Here is a 16,184-nt window from a genome sequence, read left to right on the forward strand (position 1 = left end):
AAAATTCTATAGGTCATGGAGAAACTGGCAATCATCGGGTCGGGAACTATGGGGCATTCCATTGCTGTGAATGCTGCATGGGCTGGCTTGAATGTAAAGATGTACGGTTTGAATGAAGCTGATCTCCAAAAAGGCTTAGAGGGAATAAAGAATAAATTAATACTATTAAGTCAAAATGGATTGATTTCTCCCAGGGATATTGAAGAGATCCAGTCGAGAATTTCAATAACTCAATCAATAGAAGAGGCTGTAAACGATGTGTCTTTTGTGATTGAATGTATTCCTGAAGACCTTGGTTTGAAACAGCAGCTTTTCAATCATCTTGACGAAATATGTGCTCCTGATGTGATCTTAGCCACAAATACTTCTGGTTTAAGCCTCAGTCTCATTGCTGCCGGGACAAAAAATCCGGAAAGGACTATTGTTGCTCATTTCTGGAATCCCGCCCATTTGGTCCCGCTGGTGGAAGTGCTCAGGACCGATAAAACAAGTGAGGATACCTTTAACCGTACGATCGCCCTTTTGAAATTTATGCATAAAAAGCCCATAGAAGTTAAAAAGGAAGTCCCAGGTCTGGTAGGTAACAGGCTTCAGTTTGCACTTTTCAGAGAGGCTCAGTACCTGCTGGAAGAAGGTATCGCTTCAAAGGAAGATATTGATGCAGCGGTTACCTACAGCATCGGAAGGCGATTACCTGTTACTGGCCCATTGCTTTCTGCAGATATGGGAGGACTGGATGTATTTGCCTCTATCTCTGATTATCTTTTTGAAGACCTTAGCAAATCAGATCGTTCCTTTCCAACTCTTAAAAAATTAGTAGAACAAAAAAAATTAGGGAATAAAACAGCTGAGGGGTATTATGAGTGGGATGAAGACTTTTCGACCAGGGTAAATCAAGCCAGAGAAAAGGAATTGATCCGGCATCTTAAACAGGACAGAGGAATCGAATAGAGCTTTGCGTTTGTTGCAATCAGCGATATTTCTTTAATAACATACTTAGGATTAATTATTTAACCCATCTTATAATGAAAAGTTTAGTTTACTCGAAATCTGCAGAATTACTCGAGAGATCAAAGAAAGTACTCGCCGGAGGTGTGTCCTCCGAATTTAGAAAATACAATCATCCTCATGCGATATTCTATACGCATGGCAAGGGTAGTCACCTTTTTGATGTTGATGGCAATGATTATCTGGATTTTACGCTTAGTCAGGGCCCATTGATCCTTGGTCATTCACATCCTCATGTATTAAAATCAGTTGCTGATTATTCTGAAGAAGGGCAACTATTTGCAGGTCAGCATATTAAGGAGGTTGAGCTGGCTGAAACCCTGAATCGTTTGATTCCTTCTGCTGAACTGATGCGTTTTTGTCTGGATGGCTCAGAGGCAGTACAGACGGCTTTCAGAGTGGCAAGAGCAAAAACGGGTAAGCAAAAATTCCTTCGTTTTGAAGGTCATTATCATGGCTGGCTCGACAATGTTGCCTGGGGGATATCTACGCCATCTGCAGATGCACTTGGTAGCAGAGAAAACCCGAATGTATTTCCATGGTCTGCAGGCCTGCCCGAGCATTCTAAAGATGAGTTTATCATTCTGCCATGGAATGATCTGGATTTAGTCAAAAAGACTTTGGCAGATCATCACCATGAGATCGCCGCCATCATTACTGAACCTATCATGTGCAATAATGGATGCATTGTGCCTCAGGAAGGCTTTTTGCAGGGCTTGCGCGACCTTTGCGGTCAGTATGGTATCGCATTGATATTTGATGAAGTGATCACGGGCTTCAGAATGAGTATCGGCGGATCCCAGCGGTATTTTGGTATTACCCCCGATATGTCAATTTTTGCGAAGGCCATGGGCAGCGGTTACCCGATCAGTGCGATCGTAGGGAAAAGAGAATGGATGAGCTTGATCGAGGATGCGAAAGTGATACATGCAGGTACCATGAATTCCAGTAACCCAACCATTGCTGCTGCATTGGCAACAATTGAAGTTCTGGAAAAGGAAAATCCATATGAGCGGATGTTCAGATTGGGAAATAAATTAATGGATGGACTAAGAAAAGCTGCAGCTGATCACAATCATAATTTATTGGTTCAGGGTCCGGGCCCGATGTTCAATATCGGATTCACTGATCTGAAATCTGTAAAGGATTACAGAGATACTCTTAGCTATGATCGTGCTAAACTGGGTAAATTTATTTCTGCTATGCATGATGAAAGGATTAGGATCATAGGACGTGGTCTGTGGTACATAAGTGCTGCCCATACGGAGGAAGATATTGATCATGCAATTGAGGTTTCAGCAAGAGTGCTGGGAAGCATATAATTACATGTTTTAAGGACGAATCTTTGTAATACTTCATAATTTCTTACAACTTGCGGTTTAATTAATGAATATGGATACTGGGAAGCTTTTGGAAGCTATTTTGCCAAAAGAAAGGATAAAATGCCGCTTAATTGATCTTGTTGCTTATGCTTCAGACGCTGGGTTTTATTATCTGCGGCCGAAAGCCGTGGTACAGCCTGTCAGTGAAGATGAGATCATTGCCCTTTTGGCATTTTCGCACCAGCATAAAATTCCTATTACATTTCGTACAGGAGGAACCAGCTTATCCGGACAATCAATTACGGATGGTATTCTTGTAGATCTGAGCCAGTACTGGAATCAATTGATCATTGAGGAGGAGGGAAATTTAGTTAGAGTTCAACCCGGAATCACAGGTTCCATAGTTAATAACTACCTCAAAAAGCATAAAAGAAAGATTGGTCCCGATCCATCCAGTATTGATGCGGCGATGATGGGAGGGATCCTGTCAAACAATTCAAGCGGAATGTGCTGTGGGGTTAGTTTGAATTCCTACCATACCACTAAACATATCCGGTTTATACTTCCTTCAGGAAAAAGCTTTTCTACGGAGAAGCAAGTCGATTATTCCCGGTTTGAGCAGGAATGCCCGGAGATCTATTCATCCATTTTAAATTTAAGGCAACAGATAGCTGATAATCCGACACTTTCAGATCGTATCAGAACAAAGTATCTCACCAAAAACACCGTGGGATACTCTTTAAATGCTTTCATTGATTATTCTCATCCGCTGGATATTTTTTCTCATCTGCTGATCGGTGCAGAGGGAACTTTAGGCTTTATCGCTGAGGCAGTAATGGAAACGGTGGCCGACTATCCTTACAAATCATCCGCATTTATATATTTTGAAAATATTTATTCTGCCTGCCAGGCGATCGAACCTTTAACACTGACAGGAGCTGAAGCCGTCGAATTAATGGACAGGGCATCTTTGCGTTCGATTGAAAATGTTAAAGGGGTACCTGCAATTCTGAAAACATTGCCTGAAGAAGCCGCTGCTTTATTAGTGGAGTATCAAAGCAATAGTTTGGATGAACTTCAGGCAAAGATTGAGAGCCTTGCGCCATATTCAGCAAAATTTTTATTGCTTGAACCTATCAGCTTTACTTCTGATCCTGGAATTCAGGCTTTTTACTGGAAGCTGCGCAAAGGAATGTTTCCTGCCGTTGGTGCTGTGCGGGCAAGCGGAACAACCGTTGTATTGGAAGATATTGCATTCCCTGTTGCTCAGTTAGGTGATGCTATTCTTGACCTCCATGTGCTTTTTGCAAAATATAAGTATGAAAATGCCATCATTTTTGGACATGCCAAGGATGGAAATATTCATTTTGTAGTTACCCAGTCATTTAATTCGGCTGAGGAAGTCGACCGTTATGACCGGTTTTTGAGAGAGGTTGTTGAACTGGTTGTCAATAAATATGATGGTACACTGAAGGCAGAGCATGGTACAGGCAGGAATATGTCGCCTTTTGTGGAAACAGAATGGGGCACAGAAGCCTATCAGATAATGAAAAGTCTGAAAAAGGTTATTGATCCTGAAAATCTCCTGAATCCCGGTGTGATCATCAATGAGAATAAGAATGCACATCTTCAGGACCTGAAATCTTTGCCTGGCGTTGAGCAGGAAGTGGATAAATGTATTGAATGTGGTTACTGTGAACATAAGTGCCCGAGCCGGGATGTAACTCTTACTCCCCGTCAACGAATTGTTGTGAGACGTGAACTGGCACTTTTGGAGGCAAGCGGAAAACATGAACTTCATGCAGAACTGGTGAAGCAATATCAGTATGATGGTTTGGATACCTGTGCTGTCGACGGACTTTGTGCTACCAGTTGCCCTGTTGATATCAATACAGGCGATCTGGTAAAACGATTACGCAGAGAAAGCCATTCTCCCTTCTCCAATAAAGTAGCTTTAACAGTTTCAAAGAACTTTCATCTGGTTACGGTATTGGTGAACTTTGCGCTGGAAGCGGGTACATTGGTGAATTCGGTCTTCGGGAAAAATGCCATGATGGGACTTACTAAGGGACTTAAAAAATTAATTCCTGAATTTCCATTATGGAGTAATCAGTTGATTACAAGCGGAGCTATTTCCGGTAAATACGTTAAGGAAATCGATCTTGAAACTAAAACCGGACCGGCAGTTGTTTATTTTCCAACTTGTATTTCAAGGGTGATGGGTGGTGCTCCCAATAAAAAAAGTATTCCAGATTCCTTCCTGAGTGTTTCAGAAAAATCAGGCATACAGGTAATTATTCCTGCAGGTATTGAAGCGCTTTGCTGCGGACAGCTTTTCTCCTCAAAGGGGTACAATATGGCTTATGCAGATAAGTGTAATGAGACTATTGATAAACTCTGGACAGTAACTAAAGAGGGGATGCTGCCCGTAATTCTGGATGTTACCTCCTGTTCACATACCCTGCAGCAATGCCGTCCTGTTTTGAATGAGCTTAACAAGCAAAGGTTTGATCGCCTGAGTATTCTGGATAGTATTGATTATCTGCATGATTATGTCATCCCGGCTTGCGGACCAGTAGAAACGAAAGGTACAGTGGTATTACACCCTGTTTGTTCATTGCAGAAAATGGGTCTTGAGCGGAAATTCGTTTCTGTGGCTTCACATTTTAGTGAAAAAGCAGAGGTGCCGATACATTCCGGATGTTGTGGAATGGCTGGCGACAGAGGTTTTATTTTTCCTGAACTAACGGCATCCGCTACAGCCCCTGAAGCCAAAGAGGTGATGTTGAATTCTTATGAAGGCTACTATTCATCTGGAAAGACTTGTGAAATTTCCATGTCTGATGCTGTTGGAAAGAACTATGAATCAATACTTTACCTTGCCGATGAATGTATTAAGGATAAGTCTCCTAATCCAAACTGATCATTTAAAACCATGAAAGGTAAAGTAGCTCTGATCACAGGAAGTACCAGTGGAATCGGACTGAGTATTGCGAAAGCTTTTGCAAATTCGGGCTTTAACCTTGTTATTCACGGACTTGAACCAGATGGTGCTGAAATTGCCCGAAATATTGAAAAAGAGTATCAGATTGAAACCCATTATTCATCAGCAAATCTCCTCAATCCTGCCGAAATTGAACAAATGGTTACTGAGTCCCTATCCAAATTTGGAACTATTGATGTACTTATCAATAATGCGGGAATTCAATATGTTTCAGCTATAGAAGAATTCCCATTGGATAAGTGGAATGAAATTATCAGTGTTAATTTAACAGCCTCATTCTGTACTTCCAAAGCAGTCTGGGAAGGCATGAAACAAAAGAAATGGGGCAGGATAATTAATATTTCATCAGCACATGGTCTCACGGCATCTGAATTTAAATCAGCGTATGTAGCCTCAAAACATGGCTTGATCGGCCTGACTAAGGTCTTAGCTCTGGAAGGCGCTGGTTTTGGCATCACAGCCAATGCTATTTGTCCGGGTTTTGTTAAAACTCCACTTGTTGAAAAGCAGATCGCTGATCTTGTCAGTAAGCATCATATTTCCGAAGAAGAGGTCGTTCAAAATATCATCCTTCAAAAACATGCAATCAAGGATTTTGTAAGCAGCGATTCAATTGCTGCATTAGCTCTTTTCTTAGCTTCAGATCATGCATCCATGATCACAGGAACGAGTATGCCGATAGATGGGGGATGGCTTACCTTTCCGGGTCAAGCCCGGTATGACTAGCGGGTCAAGCCCGGTATGACATGTGCATCGATCCCGGAATGGCAAAAAGTATGTCATTGCGGACCTGATCCGCAACGCATTACCTTAATCTATCCGCAGATTTAATCAATTTCTCATCCTTCCTGATTCCTCTCAAGGCAAGAATGACAAAAAACACGCTCAAGGAAGGAAGAATTACTCCTAGTCCATAATTTTCTGTTTGCAGGTTAATCGTACCCAGTGCCTGTTTAGCGGTTTGAACCAGCCAGAAACTGAAACCCAGAATTGCCACAATACTCAGATAGCACATCTTAATCTGTTGCTTCCGGTTTTTATATAGAAAAATGGTAATAAATGGTATAAGTCCCAGAATTACTGTCGCGATGGTTAAGGCCAGAAAGGCTTCCGTCTGAACGATCTGTCCGCCAAGACTTTCCTGAATTCCTGTAATTTTTAAAGCCCGGGAAGAACCATCAGGGTTATAAACCTGCAGGTATGGGAATAGAAATAGACCGAAAATAGCTACGGTTGCAAAAAATAGCCAGATGGTTTGTACTCGTTGAAGCATGGTGAGATTGTTTAATGCAAATATATATTATTTTACCTATCCTATGGTTCACACATTGTTAACAGATATCTCAATTGATTGGATTTTATAGATAAAAATCATTGCTGTCCGGTTAAATTAGAAATAGCAAGAAATCTTCATTTACGGTATTAAATGTTGTACATTATTTAAAATTCGAAAAGCAAGCCCCCTGTAACCTTGCCACCCTCTGTCGCCGGGTGGGCTCGGCACTTTTGAAGGCCAAAAGTGCCCAAAAGCCTTCTTCAATCCCTAGGTGCCTTTTGTCACAAGACCACCACACATCAAAAAAAAGTGATCGCTGCTTTTGGGGGATATCAAAATATGAAAGCCGTCCGGATATGATCCCAAAATCTAATGCTCGGAAGTGTTATTTGAAAGAAACTGCATCTGTTTTTTGATTTTTCCGGCACTGGGGATTGAATCGTTCTTCGGAGCCGTTTATCTGATATGAATGGTAGCTGGGACAGTGCTATGGGTAACAACCGTTCATAAATTACCGGTATTGCTTATTGCAGAAATCGGCCTCCTGGGATTTGGCAGTAAAGGCGCGCTTTATCCTTGCATTAATGATCATAAATCACTGCCTTCAAGTAATCCGGAGAAGTGTTGCAGATCCGTTCATATATTTCAAACCATAAACACGGCTTGGATTATACCGATAGGATAAAGTGTGCTTTTACAACAAATACCGGGAAGCCGCGGCTCTTTTGCTTACTTTTCCAGCTGAAGGGAAAAGTAAGTGCCCTCTCCTCGGCATGAGCGGGATGACTTTAATTTGAATGGATCATTTACATTTTTATACGGACACTAGTGGATAAAAATATCATCTTCCTCACTACTCTTTGCCTTTTCCGCATTACCTTTGCAGCTTGGACACGGTACAAAGATATTTCATAGAAATCGCATATAATGGAACGGCCTATCATGGGTGGCAGATTCAGAAAAATGCCCTTTCTGTTCAGGAATTGATCAATAAGGTTCTTTCTACTCTTTGCAGGCAGAATGTTGAAACTTTGGGATGCGGCCGTACCGACACCGGTGTTCATGCCAGGCAGTTATTTGCCCATGCTGATATCCCCGCAAAAATTGATGTGCTGAACCCACAGTTTTTGCTGAGCATGAACTCGATGCTGCCCTATGATATTGTAGTGAAGCGTTTTATAAAAGTTGCTCCGGATGCACATGCCCGTTTTGATGCAACATTGCGTTCCTACGAGTATCATATCCATTTTTCGAAGGATCCATTTCTTCATAATTTGTCCTGGTTATTACGTGATAAACCAGAAATAGAACTTATGAATAAGGCAGCTGCCATTCTCATGGATTATAAAGATTTTAGTTGTTTCAGTAAATCAAATACAAAAACACTTACAAATAATTGCCTGATACAAAAAGCGGAGTGGGTGCAGACTAAACATGGTATTGCATTTCATATTTCAGCCGACCGTTTTTTAAGGAATATGGTTCGTGCAATTGTCGGAACCCTCATCAGAGTGGGCAAGAAGGAAATGAACGTGGAGGATATCAGAAAGGTGATCGACAGTAAAAACAGATCTGTTGCCGGGGAGTCTGTACCCGCATGCGGTTTATATCTAACAGAAGTAATTTACCCCTATTTACCAGTTGAAAAATAAGTTGACGACAAATAATAGCACTTTAACAATATTAGGATTTGAATCAATATCTTCCATACTAAATGGCTAAAGTAAGCGGCAATGCGGTTGATATAAATCTCTTGAAAAGAGTATTCCGGTATGCTTACCCATACCGCAGGATCTTTGCATGGTCAATTATTTTAACCATTCTTCTGGCTGTTCTTGCACCACTTCGCCCATGGCTTATCCAGTACACGCTGGATAAGTATATTCTCCTCAATGACAGCAGCGGATTGGTAAATATGAGCTTGCTGATGATCGGATTATTACTGATCCAGACTGGTGTTCAATATTATCATACCTTTTTCACCAATGTTCTTGGCCAGTCGGTGATCAAAGACCTGCGCGTCAATGTTTTTAATCATATCAGCAGCCTGAAACTTAAATATTTCGATCGCACCCCCATAGGGCAGCTGATCACCAGAACGGTTTCTGATCTGGAAACGATCGCAGATATATTTTCTGAAGGCCTCATTGTAATTGTAGGTGATGTATTGCAGGTGGTAGCAATTATTGCGGTAATGCTTTATACCGACTGGGAACTGACGATCATTGTTTTGATCCCTATGCCCTTTTTGATGGTTGCATCCTATGTGTTTAAAGAGGCGATCAAATCCGCTTTTCAGGATGTGCGAACGCAAATATCAAACCTGAACACCTTTTTGCAGGAGCATATTTCAGGAATCAGGATCATCCAATATTTTGCCCGTGAAGATCAGGAAATGCGGAAGTTCAGGCAGATCAATGCGAAACATCGTGATGCTCATATTCGTTCAAACTGGTATTATTCTATTTTCTTTCCGGTAGTGGAGATCATTTCAGCCATTTCTATCGGCTTGCTGGTATGGTACGGATCAAAATCTATTCTCTCTGATCAGATATCTCCCGGCGTGGTGGTCTCCTTCATCATGTATATCAATATGTTGTTCAGGCCTATCCGTGAGCTTGCAGATAAGTTCAATACCCTGCAAATGGGTATGGTTGGTGCTGAAAGGATCTTCAATGTGCTGGATACTGATGAAAGAACAGAAGATAAAGGAAGGCTAAAACCAGATCATTTGAATGGCGACATACAATTTAAAAATGTGTGGTTCGCTTATAATGACGAAAATTGGGTATTGAAGGATATTTCCTTTCACGTTAAACCCGGTGAGACCCTGGCATTGGTTGGTGCAACAGGTGCCGGTAAATCCTCCACTATCAATATCCTGAATCGTTTTTACGAAGTGAATAAGGGTAGTGTATTGGTCGACGGAATAGATATCCGGGAGTATGAACTTAATTACCTTCGTTCAAATATTGCCACCGTATTGCAGGATGTATTTCTTTTCTCAGATTCGATCGCCAATAATATCAACCTGAATAATCAGGAGATCAGCAGGGAAGCACTTGTAAAAGCTGCTAAGGATGTTGGAGCAGAGGAATTCATAAACCGGCTTCCCGGTGGGTTCGATTATGATGTGATGGAAAGAGGAGCCACCCTGTCGGCCGGGCAGGCTCAGCTTATTTCCTTCATCCGTGCCCTGGTTTACAACCCTCAGATCCTTGTGCTTGACGAAGCTACTGCCTCGGTTGATACTGAAACCGAAGAGCTTATTCAGAATGCTATAAATAAATTAATGGAAGGCCGTACTTCCATTGTGATAGCACATCGCTTATCTACCATCCAAAATGCCGACCGGATCATTGTGCTCGATCAGGGTGAGATCAAAGAAATGGGTACCCATCAGCAGCTTTTAAAGATCAATGGTTTTTATAAGCGCCTTTATGATCTTCAGTTTAACTCAGAAGGAATCGCCAAGGGATAAATTATCCTGAAAATAAATTACCTTAGAACTTTAAGTTTATATTCCTGTTTTTATGAAGAGAGTTGTATCTCACCTTACCTTTCAGGTTCTGGTTGCCATAGTTTTAGGTGTGCTGGTTGGTATTAATTTTCCGGGTTTCGCTCCTACAGCCAAACTGATCAGTCAGACCTTTATCAATATGATCAGCATGCTGATCGCTCCGATCATTTTCTTTACCATCGTTTTGGGTATTGCCCAGATGGGCGATATGAAAAAAGTAGGCAGGGTAGGCGGGAAGGCACTTATTTATTTTGAGATAATCACTACTGTGGCCATAATAATTGGTCTGCTGGTAGCCAATATCTTTCAACCCGGCAAAGGGGTGGTTGTGAGCGCATCAAATGCGGATACTTCCAAAATTCAAACCTACCAGGACTCTGCATCAGACATGAACTGGTTAGAGTTTTTTGCTCATATCGTTCCAAAGAATATTTTCGAATCCTTTGCCAAGGGAGATATTCTGCAAATCCTGTTCTTTGCGGTTCTGTTTGGATTCGCCCTGAGTCGCATGGGTTCTGCCGGAACTTCCCTGATCGGCACATTTGAAAAATTATCAAAAGTGATCTTCAACATCATGAAAATGATCATGGTACTTGCACCTTTTGGTGCATTCGGAGGAATGGCTTTTACAATTGGTACTTACGGCCTGGAAACGCTGTATCCTCTGGGTAAACTGATGATCGCCGTTTATATGACCATGATCCTGTTCATTTTCGGAGTGTTGAATCTGATATGTTATCTGTATAAATTCAGTCTCTGGCAATTGCTTAAATATATCAGGCAGGAAATTGTGATCGTTGTTGGTACATCTTCATCCGAGTCGGTACTGCCGAGTATGATTCTCAAGCTGGAAAAATTTGGGTGTTCAAAATCTGTTGTCGGACTTGTAGTGCCTACCGGATATTCCTTTAATCTCGATGGGACATCCATTTATTTGTCTATGTCGGTGATCTTTTTATCGCAGGTTTTCAATATTGATCTGAGTATCGGGCAGCAGATCACCATTATTGGGGTCTTGATGATAACCTCCAAAGGTGCAGCAGGCGTAACAGGAAGCGGTTTTATAGTGCTGGCGTCTACTTTAACGGCACTAAAGGTCGTTCCGATAGAGAGTATCGCCATTTTATTGGGAGTGGATCGCTTTATGTCGGAAGCTAGAGCAATTACCAATCTGATCGGTAATGCGGTGGCTTCTGTTGTCATCGCAAAAAGCGAAAAGGAGTTCGACGAAAAGGCATATAAAAGAGCAATTGATCCCAATGCTCCTGAAGAGGTTATAGTGATTTAAAAAGCCTGAAATTCCTGAAATTCTTTTTCTGTTTACCTTTTGAGATTCTGAGCGATTCTGTTAGCTTTGCAATACAAAAATATATTCAATGAGTGTACTGGTTAATAAAGATTCAAAAGTAATAGTTCAGGGTTTCACTGGTAATGAGGGTACTTATCACGCCTCTCAGATGATCGAGTATGGAACACAGGTTGTAGGTGGTGTAACTCCGGGTAAAGGAGGACAAAGTCATCTTGACCGCCCGGTGTTTAACACGGTAAAAGATGCCGTAGATAAAACAGGTGCCGATGTATCCATCATATTTGTACCACCAGCTTTTGCTGCGGATGCGATCATGGAAGCTGCTGAAGCAGGAATTAAAGTTATTGTTTGTATCACTGAAGGAATCCCGACAAAGGATATGATCCTGGTGAAAGAATATATTTCAGACAAAGATTGCCGTTTGATCGGTCCGAATTGTCCGGGTATCATCACTGCTGATGAAGCTAAGATCGGTATTATGCCTGGTTTTATCTTCAAAAAAGGCGGAGTAGGTATCGTTTCAAAATCTGGAACTCTTACATATGAAGCTGTTGATCAGGTAGTTAAAGCAGGATTAGGTATTACAACAGCTATCGGTATTGGTGGTGATCCGATCATTGGAACGCCAACTAAAGAAGCGGTAATGTTATTGATGAATGATCCTGAAACAAAAGGTATTGTCATGATCGGTGAGATTGGTGGCGGAATGGAAGCGGAAGCTGCTTACTGGATCAAAGAAAATGGTACTAAACCGGTAGTTGGATTCATTGCTGGACAAACTGCGCCTCCGGGACGTAGAATGGGTCATGCTGGTGCAATTGTAGGTGGTGCTGATGATACTGCTGCTGCCAAGATGAAGATCATGAGAGAATGCGGAATTCGCGTTGTGGAGTCTCCGGCTGAGATCGGTGCTGCAATGGCTGAAGAACTTGCAAAACTATAATTAGCTTAAGGCTAAGGAATTGAAAACCGGCTAAATGCCGGTTTTTTTATGATTTTTGAGTTTGAAATTCATTTTGATTTTTTCAAGTATCAAATATTGTTAATCCCGTTCAAAATCAGTTCTCTTGTATTTGTCAATATGTCAGAAAGAGATTATCTGAATGAAAAAATCATCCTTTTCTTTCGCATAAGGTTGACTTTTTGATGCAGAAAAAATGTATTTAATATTGGGATTTTAAATGAAAACAAATTTCGCTAGCCACCCAGTGTCCACCGCCGGCGGGGGAATAAAAGGGGGTGGTATTTGCTAAAATTTGTAAAAAGGAATGAATGTTTGATAATGCTAATTCAGTGATGAAAATGTTTGAATTTGCTCTTTTAGCTTAAAATAGCGACCTTTGCATTTATTAACCAAAAAATGAAGCATATGAAAACACTAATTTTTATAGTCTTCAGCTTTATTTCAGTTGCTTCAGCTTTAGCTCAGCAGACAGATATACCGAAGGATAGTTTACAGAAAGATAGCATTCAGGCAGACAGCATTCTTTCCTCTAATTTACGTGCTGTTCGTGGAAGGGCGACTTATTATGCCAGTAAATTCCATGGTCGCCGAACCAGTAATGGAGACATTTTTAGTAATAATAAAATGACTGCCGCCCATTTGAAATTACCATTCGGAACCATTGTGACTGTCACTAATCTCGTTAATGGCCGTTCTGTCGATGTTCGTGTGAATGATCGCGGTCCGCATACCAAAGCATTCATTATTGATGTTTCCCAGGCCGCAGCCAAAGAACTTGGTTTCTATGGTAAGGGTGTGGCAAATGTTGTGATCAGTTATGAAATTCCGGAGAACTAAACCATAGGTCTCTTTTTTTAAATTGTTGGCTTCATGTCATATCTCCCCGTAATTGAAACTCTTTCATTCGGCCTCCTTATATTTGAAATCAAATGGCATACAATAAATTAACACCGGAAGAAGAATATATCATCCTGCACAAGGGTACTGAAAGGCCCTTTACTGGCGAATACCTGGAGAATAAGCAATCAGGAATTTATATTTGCAGGCAATGTGAAGCCCCTCTTTATCGTTCAGAAGATAAGTTTGATTCGCATTGTGGCTGGCCAAGTTTTGACGATGAGATAGAGGGTGCAGTGAAGAAGCTGACCGACAGAGATGGCCATCGTACAGAAATATTATGCAATAATTGCGGCGGACATTTGGGTCATGTATTTGAAGGTGAGAAACTTACCCCTAAAAATACCCGTCATTGTGTGAATTCAATTTCTATGAAATTTATCCCTTCACCGGGATAATTGTCCTGGAATTTAAATCTTTTTAGCCCAGAATACTCCCCACATTAAATATTTTGAAAGCAGGTCTACTTCATTGAAGCCTGCTTTTTGCAAATTTTCTAAATGCCAGCCAACCGGACTGTGGAAGTCATGTGCATCCTGATGTGCCATCCACATCTTCCAGTTTTCTTCGGTAGAGCCTAACTTTAAAGCCTCTGCCTTCCAGCATTCAATATTTTTAAAATAGATCTCATCGGTAATGCCACGAGTTTGATCTGCAAAAATAAATAGGCCGTCCATTTTCAGAGATTGGAATACATCCGTGTATAATTTGAATTTGAATGGATCTTCAACATGGTGTATGGCAATACTCGACATCACCAGATCATAAGTCCCGCCGGGAAGATTCATGCTTTTAAAATCAGCCTGCAGGTAATTAATGTTTGATTTATTGTCAAAGCGATTCATGCACTCATGTAAAATATCTTCAGATAGATCCAGTACATCGATCTTTGCATCAGGGAAGTGCTCCAGTATTCTTTGCGTCAGATTGCCGGTACCGCATCCCAGATCCAGAATACGCAGGGGCTTAAAATCAGGTTGGAGGTACAGGAACATATTGCTCAGTAACTCATCATAACGGGGTACACATTTTTTAATAAGGTCTGTATAACTGCTGCTTAACTGATCATAAAATTCTTCGACATTTTCCATATAAACCTTCCTGAGATATTTAAGTATGATTTTTTTAATAAAAGTCCTAATTTCACAGTTTTAATATTCATTATGAAATTACTCGAAGGAAAAATAGCATTAATAACCGGCGCTTCAAAAGGCATAGGACGAAAGATCGCAGAGAAATTTGCTGAACATGGTGCTGATGTGGCATTTACTTATCTGTCTTCTGTGGAGAAGGGTGAAGCTCTTGAACAGGAATTGCAAAGTTTTGGGACTAAAGTGAAAGGTTATCGTTCGGATGCATCAAAATTTGATGAGGCTGAGAAACTGATCGCTGATATTGTGGCCGACTTTGGAAGCCTGGATATCGTGGTAAACAATGCCGGTATAACCAAGGATGGTTTATTGATGCGCATGACCGAAGAGAATTGGGATGATGTATTGAATATCAATTTGAAATCTGTTTTTAACGTAACCAAGGCTGCTTCTAAAGTAATGATGAAGAACCGCAAGGGCTCGTTTATAAATATGAGTTCTGTCGTTGGGGTTCAGGGTAATGCCGGTCAGGCAAATTATGCTGCTTCAAAAGCAGGGATCATTGGCTTTTCAAAATCAGTAGCCAAAGAACTTGGATCAAGGAATATCCGTACCAACGTTGTAGCTCCCGGTTTCATCCGAACAGAAATGACTGAAGTTCTTGATCCGAAAGTTGTAGAAGGATGGGCTCAGGCAATTCCATTGAAACGTGCAGGTGAAACAGATGATGTGGCCAATTTATGCGTGTTCCTTGGTTCTGATATGAGTGGGTATATAACGGGGCAGGTTATTCCTGTTGATGGGGGGATGCTGTAGAGTATTGAGATGTGAGATGTGAGATGTGAGATTGCACAATTTGCTTTTAACTTTCTGCTTTCAGCTTTTAACCTTCAGCTTTCTTCTGCTTTCAGCTTTTGGCTTTTAGCTTTCGCCTTTTGGCTTTCTGCTTTTAGCTTAAATAAACGATATTTAATAAAGATGGTATAACATTTGCATTTGTTCATCTAAAAAACTGATATCAAAAATTATGGTCCGTAATCGTTTCATTATTCCATTCTCTATATTAGGATTAGCCCTGATCATTTCAACATTTATTTTTTCAGGTACCTGGCGGAAGATAAAAAGTGAAAATCAGACCATTACTGTAACAGGCTCAGCAAAAAAGGTAATCGTTTCGGATCTGGGTATATTGAGGGGCACACTTAGTGTAGAGGCAGGAACAGCATTGGAAGCTTACCGGGCACTTCAGGCACAGAAACCTATCTTACTGGATTATTTAAAATCGAAGGGCTTTTCCGGTGATAAGGTAAATGTTCAGACAATTACATCCTACCCAAATTATTCCTTTAATCAGCAGGGTCAAAATATTGGAATCCGGTCTTTCAGCTCTTCGCAAATGATCGATGTGTCCTCCTCAGACGTTCAGCTCATAAAGGCCATGTCCATCGAGATTAGCTCGCTTGTTGAACGTGGTGTTAGTTTTCAGGTAAACCAACCAGAATATTATTACACCAAATTAGGGGATATCAAAATTGAAATTCAGGCCGAAGCTGCAAAGGATGCTATGATCCGCGGACAAAGAATTGCGGAAGCTACAGGAAGAGAATTGGGGGCATTGAAAAGTGCAAGAATGGGTGTGTTACAGATAACTCCGGAGAATTCCAACCTGACCTCAGACTACGGAGTGAATGATGTGAGCTCCATACGGAAGGAGATCGTTGCAGTAGTGAATGCTAATTTTGAAATTGATTAATATCACTCAAATTTTATAAGGCTTCATTTTAAAAAGGCAT

The 16,184-nt window shown here is 41.0% G+C and carries 14 protein-coding genes; 12 read left to right on the plus strand and 2 right to left on the minus strand.

Annotation, left to right across the window (positions count from 1 at the left end; genetic code table 11):
* Positions 1-15: 15 nt before the first annotated feature.
* From BLR27_RS10615 to BLR27_RS10630, 4 genes are all read left to right on the plus strand, one after another.
* Entirely contained in the window at positions 16-951 is a 936-nt protein-coding gene (locus BLR27_RS10615; RefSeq protein WP_090704666.1) for a 3-hydroxyacyl-CoA dehydrogenase family protein, read from the plus strand.
* 74 nt (positions 952-1,025) lie between these two features.
* Entirely contained in the window at positions 1,026-2,330 is a 1,305-nt protein-coding gene (locus tag BLR27_RS10620; protein WP_090704669.1) for an aspartate aminotransferase family protein, read from the plus strand.
* 70 nt (positions 2,331-2,400) lie between these two features.
* Positions 2,401-5,253, plus strand: coding sequence for an FAD-binding and (Fe-S)-binding domain-containing protein (locus BLR27_RS10625; RefSeq protein ID WP_090704735.1), 2,853 nt, complete (start codon positions 2,401-2,403; stop codon positions 5,251-5,253).
* Positions 5,254-5,265: 12 nt separating this feature from the next.
* Complete coding sequence (locus tag BLR27_RS10630; protein ID WP_090704671.1) at positions 5,266-6,060, plus strand: 3-hydroxybutyrate dehydrogenase; 795 nt, start codon at positions 5,266-5,268, stop codon at positions 6,058-6,060.
* Positions 6,061-6,139: 79 nt separating this feature from the next.
* On the opposite strand, the gene BLR27_RS10635 is transcribed toward BLR27_RS10630, so the two are convergent.
* A complete protein-coding gene (locus BLR27_RS10635) occupies positions 6,140-6,607 on the minus strand; it encodes a DUF4293 domain-containing protein (protein ID WP_090704674.1) in 468 nt (155 codons plus the stop codon).
* 890 nt (positions 6,608-7,497) lie between these two features.
* Here BLR27_RS10635 and truA point away from each other — a divergent pair.
* The 6 genes from truA (at position 7,498) to BLR27_RS10670 (ending at position 13,698) form a co-directional block, all read left to right on the plus strand.
* A complete protein-coding gene (gene truA, locus BLR27_RS10645) occupies positions 7,498-8,262 on the plus strand; it encodes a tRNA pseudouridine(38-40) synthase TruA (protein WP_090704678.1) in 765 nt (254 codons plus the stop codon).
* 62 nt (positions 8,263-8,324) lie between these two features.
* Complete coding sequence (locus tag BLR27_RS10650; RefSeq protein ID WP_090704681.1) at positions 8,325-10,091, plus strand: ABC transporter ATP-binding protein; 1,767 nt, start codon at positions 8,325-8,327, stop codon at positions 10,089-10,091.
* Positions 10,092-10,143: 52 nt separating this feature from the next.
* A complete protein-coding gene (gene dctA / locus BLR27_RS10655) occupies positions 10,144-11,418 on the plus strand; it encodes a C4-dicarboxylate transporter DctA (protein WP_090704683.1) in 1,275 nt (424 codons plus the stop codon).
* 88 nt (positions 11,419-11,506) lie between these two features.
* Positions 11,507-12,382, plus strand: coding sequence for a succinate--CoA ligase subunit alpha (gene sucD / locus BLR27_RS10660; protein WP_090704685.1), 876 nt, complete (start codon positions 11,507-11,509; stop codon positions 12,380-12,382).
* Positions 12,383-12,808: 426 nt separating this feature from the next.
* The gene (locus tag BLR27_RS10665) at positions 12,809-13,240 is read left to right on the plus strand and encodes a septal ring lytic transglycosylase RlpA family protein (protein WP_221406324.1); all 432 of its coding nucleotides are present in this window, start codon (positions 12,809-12,811) and stop codon (positions 13,238-13,240) included.
* Between the two features lie 92 nt (positions 13,241-13,332).
* Positions 13,333-13,698, plus strand: a complete 366-nt coding sequence (locus BLR27_RS10670) for a methionine-R-sulfoxide reductase (RefSeq protein ID WP_090704690.1) — start codon at positions 13,333-13,335, stop codon at positions 13,696-13,698.
* A 12-nt stretch (positions 13,699-13,710) separates the two neighbouring features.
* Here the strand turns inward: BLR27_RS10670 and BLR27_RS10675 are convergent, their stop codons facing one another.
* Entirely contained in the window at positions 13,711-14,391 is a 681-nt protein-coding gene (locus tag BLR27_RS10675; RefSeq protein WP_090704692.1) for a class I SAM-dependent methyltransferase, read from the minus strand.
* Positions 14,392-14,463: 72 nt separating this feature from the next.
* Here BLR27_RS10675 and fabG point away from each other — a divergent pair, with 72 nt between their 5' ends.
* Positions 14,464-15,207, plus strand: coding sequence for a 3-oxoacyl-[acyl-carrier-protein] reductase (fabG, locus tag BLR27_RS10680; RefSeq protein WP_090704694.1), 744 nt, complete (start codon positions 14,464-14,466; stop codon positions 15,205-15,207).
* Between the two features lie 211 nt (positions 15,208-15,418).
* Entirely contained in the window at positions 15,419-16,144 is a 726-nt protein-coding gene (locus tag BLR27_RS10685; protein WP_090704696.1) for an SIMPL domain-containing protein, read from the plus strand.
* Positions 16,145-16,184: the final 40 nt, after the last annotated feature.

It is taken from the genome of Daejeonella rubra, assembly GCF_900103545.1.
Classification (GTDB): Bacteria; Bacteroidota; Bacteroidia; order Sphingobacteriales; family Sphingobacteriaceae; genus Daejeonella; species Daejeonella rubra.

Bases quoted from the DNA above. Each gene is read 5' to 3' on its own strand.
- BLR27_RS10685 (WP_090704696.1), top strand. From the start codon at position 15,419: ATGGTCCGTAATCGTTTCATTATTCCATTCTCTATATTAGGATTAGCC.
- BLR27_RS10650 (WP_090704681.1), top strand. From the start codon at position 8,325: ATGGCTAAAGTAAGCGGCAATGCGGTTGATATAAATCTCTTGAAAAGA.
- BLR27_RS10620 (WP_090704669.1), top strand. From the start codon at position 1,026: ATGAAAAGTTTAGTTTACTCGAAATCTGCAGAATTACTCGAGAGATCA.
- BLR27_RS10625 (WP_090704735.1), top strand. From the start codon at position 2,401: ATGGATACTGGGAAGCTTTTGGAAGCTATTTTGCCAAAAGAAAGGATA.
- BLR27_RS10675 (WP_090704692.1), bottom strand. From the start codon at position 14,391: ATGGAAAATGTCGAAGAATTTTATGATCAGTTAAGCAGCAGTTATACA.
- BLR27_RS10635 (WP_090704674.1), bottom strand. From the start codon at position 6,607: ATGCTTCAACGAGTACAAACCATCTGGCTATTTTTTGCAACCGTAGCT.
- BLR27_RS10630 (WP_090704671.1), top strand. From the start codon at position 5,266: ATGAAAGGTAAAGTAGCTCTGATCACAGGAAGTACCAGTGGAATCGGA.
- fabG (WP_090704694.1), top strand. From the start codon at position 14,464: ATGAAATTACTCGAAGGAAAAATAGCATTAATAACCGGCGCTTCAAAA.
- sucD (WP_090704685.1), top strand. From the start codon at position 11,507: ATGAGTGTACTGGTTAATAAAGATTCAAAAGTAATAGTTCAGGGTTTC.
- BLR27_RS10615 (WP_090704666.1), top strand. From the start codon at position 16: ATGGAGAAACTGGCAATCATCGGGTCGGGAACTATGGGGCATTCCATT.
- dctA (WP_090704683.1), top strand. From the start codon at position 10,144: ATGAAGAGAGTTGTATCTCACCTTACCTTTCAGGTTCTGGTTGCCATA.
- BLR27_RS10670 (WP_090704690.1), top strand. From the start codon at position 13,333: ATGGCATACAATAAATTAACACCGGAAGAAGAATATATCATCCTGCAC.
- BLR27_RS10665 (WP_221406324.1), top strand. From the start codon at position 12,809: ATGAAAACACTAATTTTTATAGTCTTCAGCTTTATTTCAGTTGCTTCA.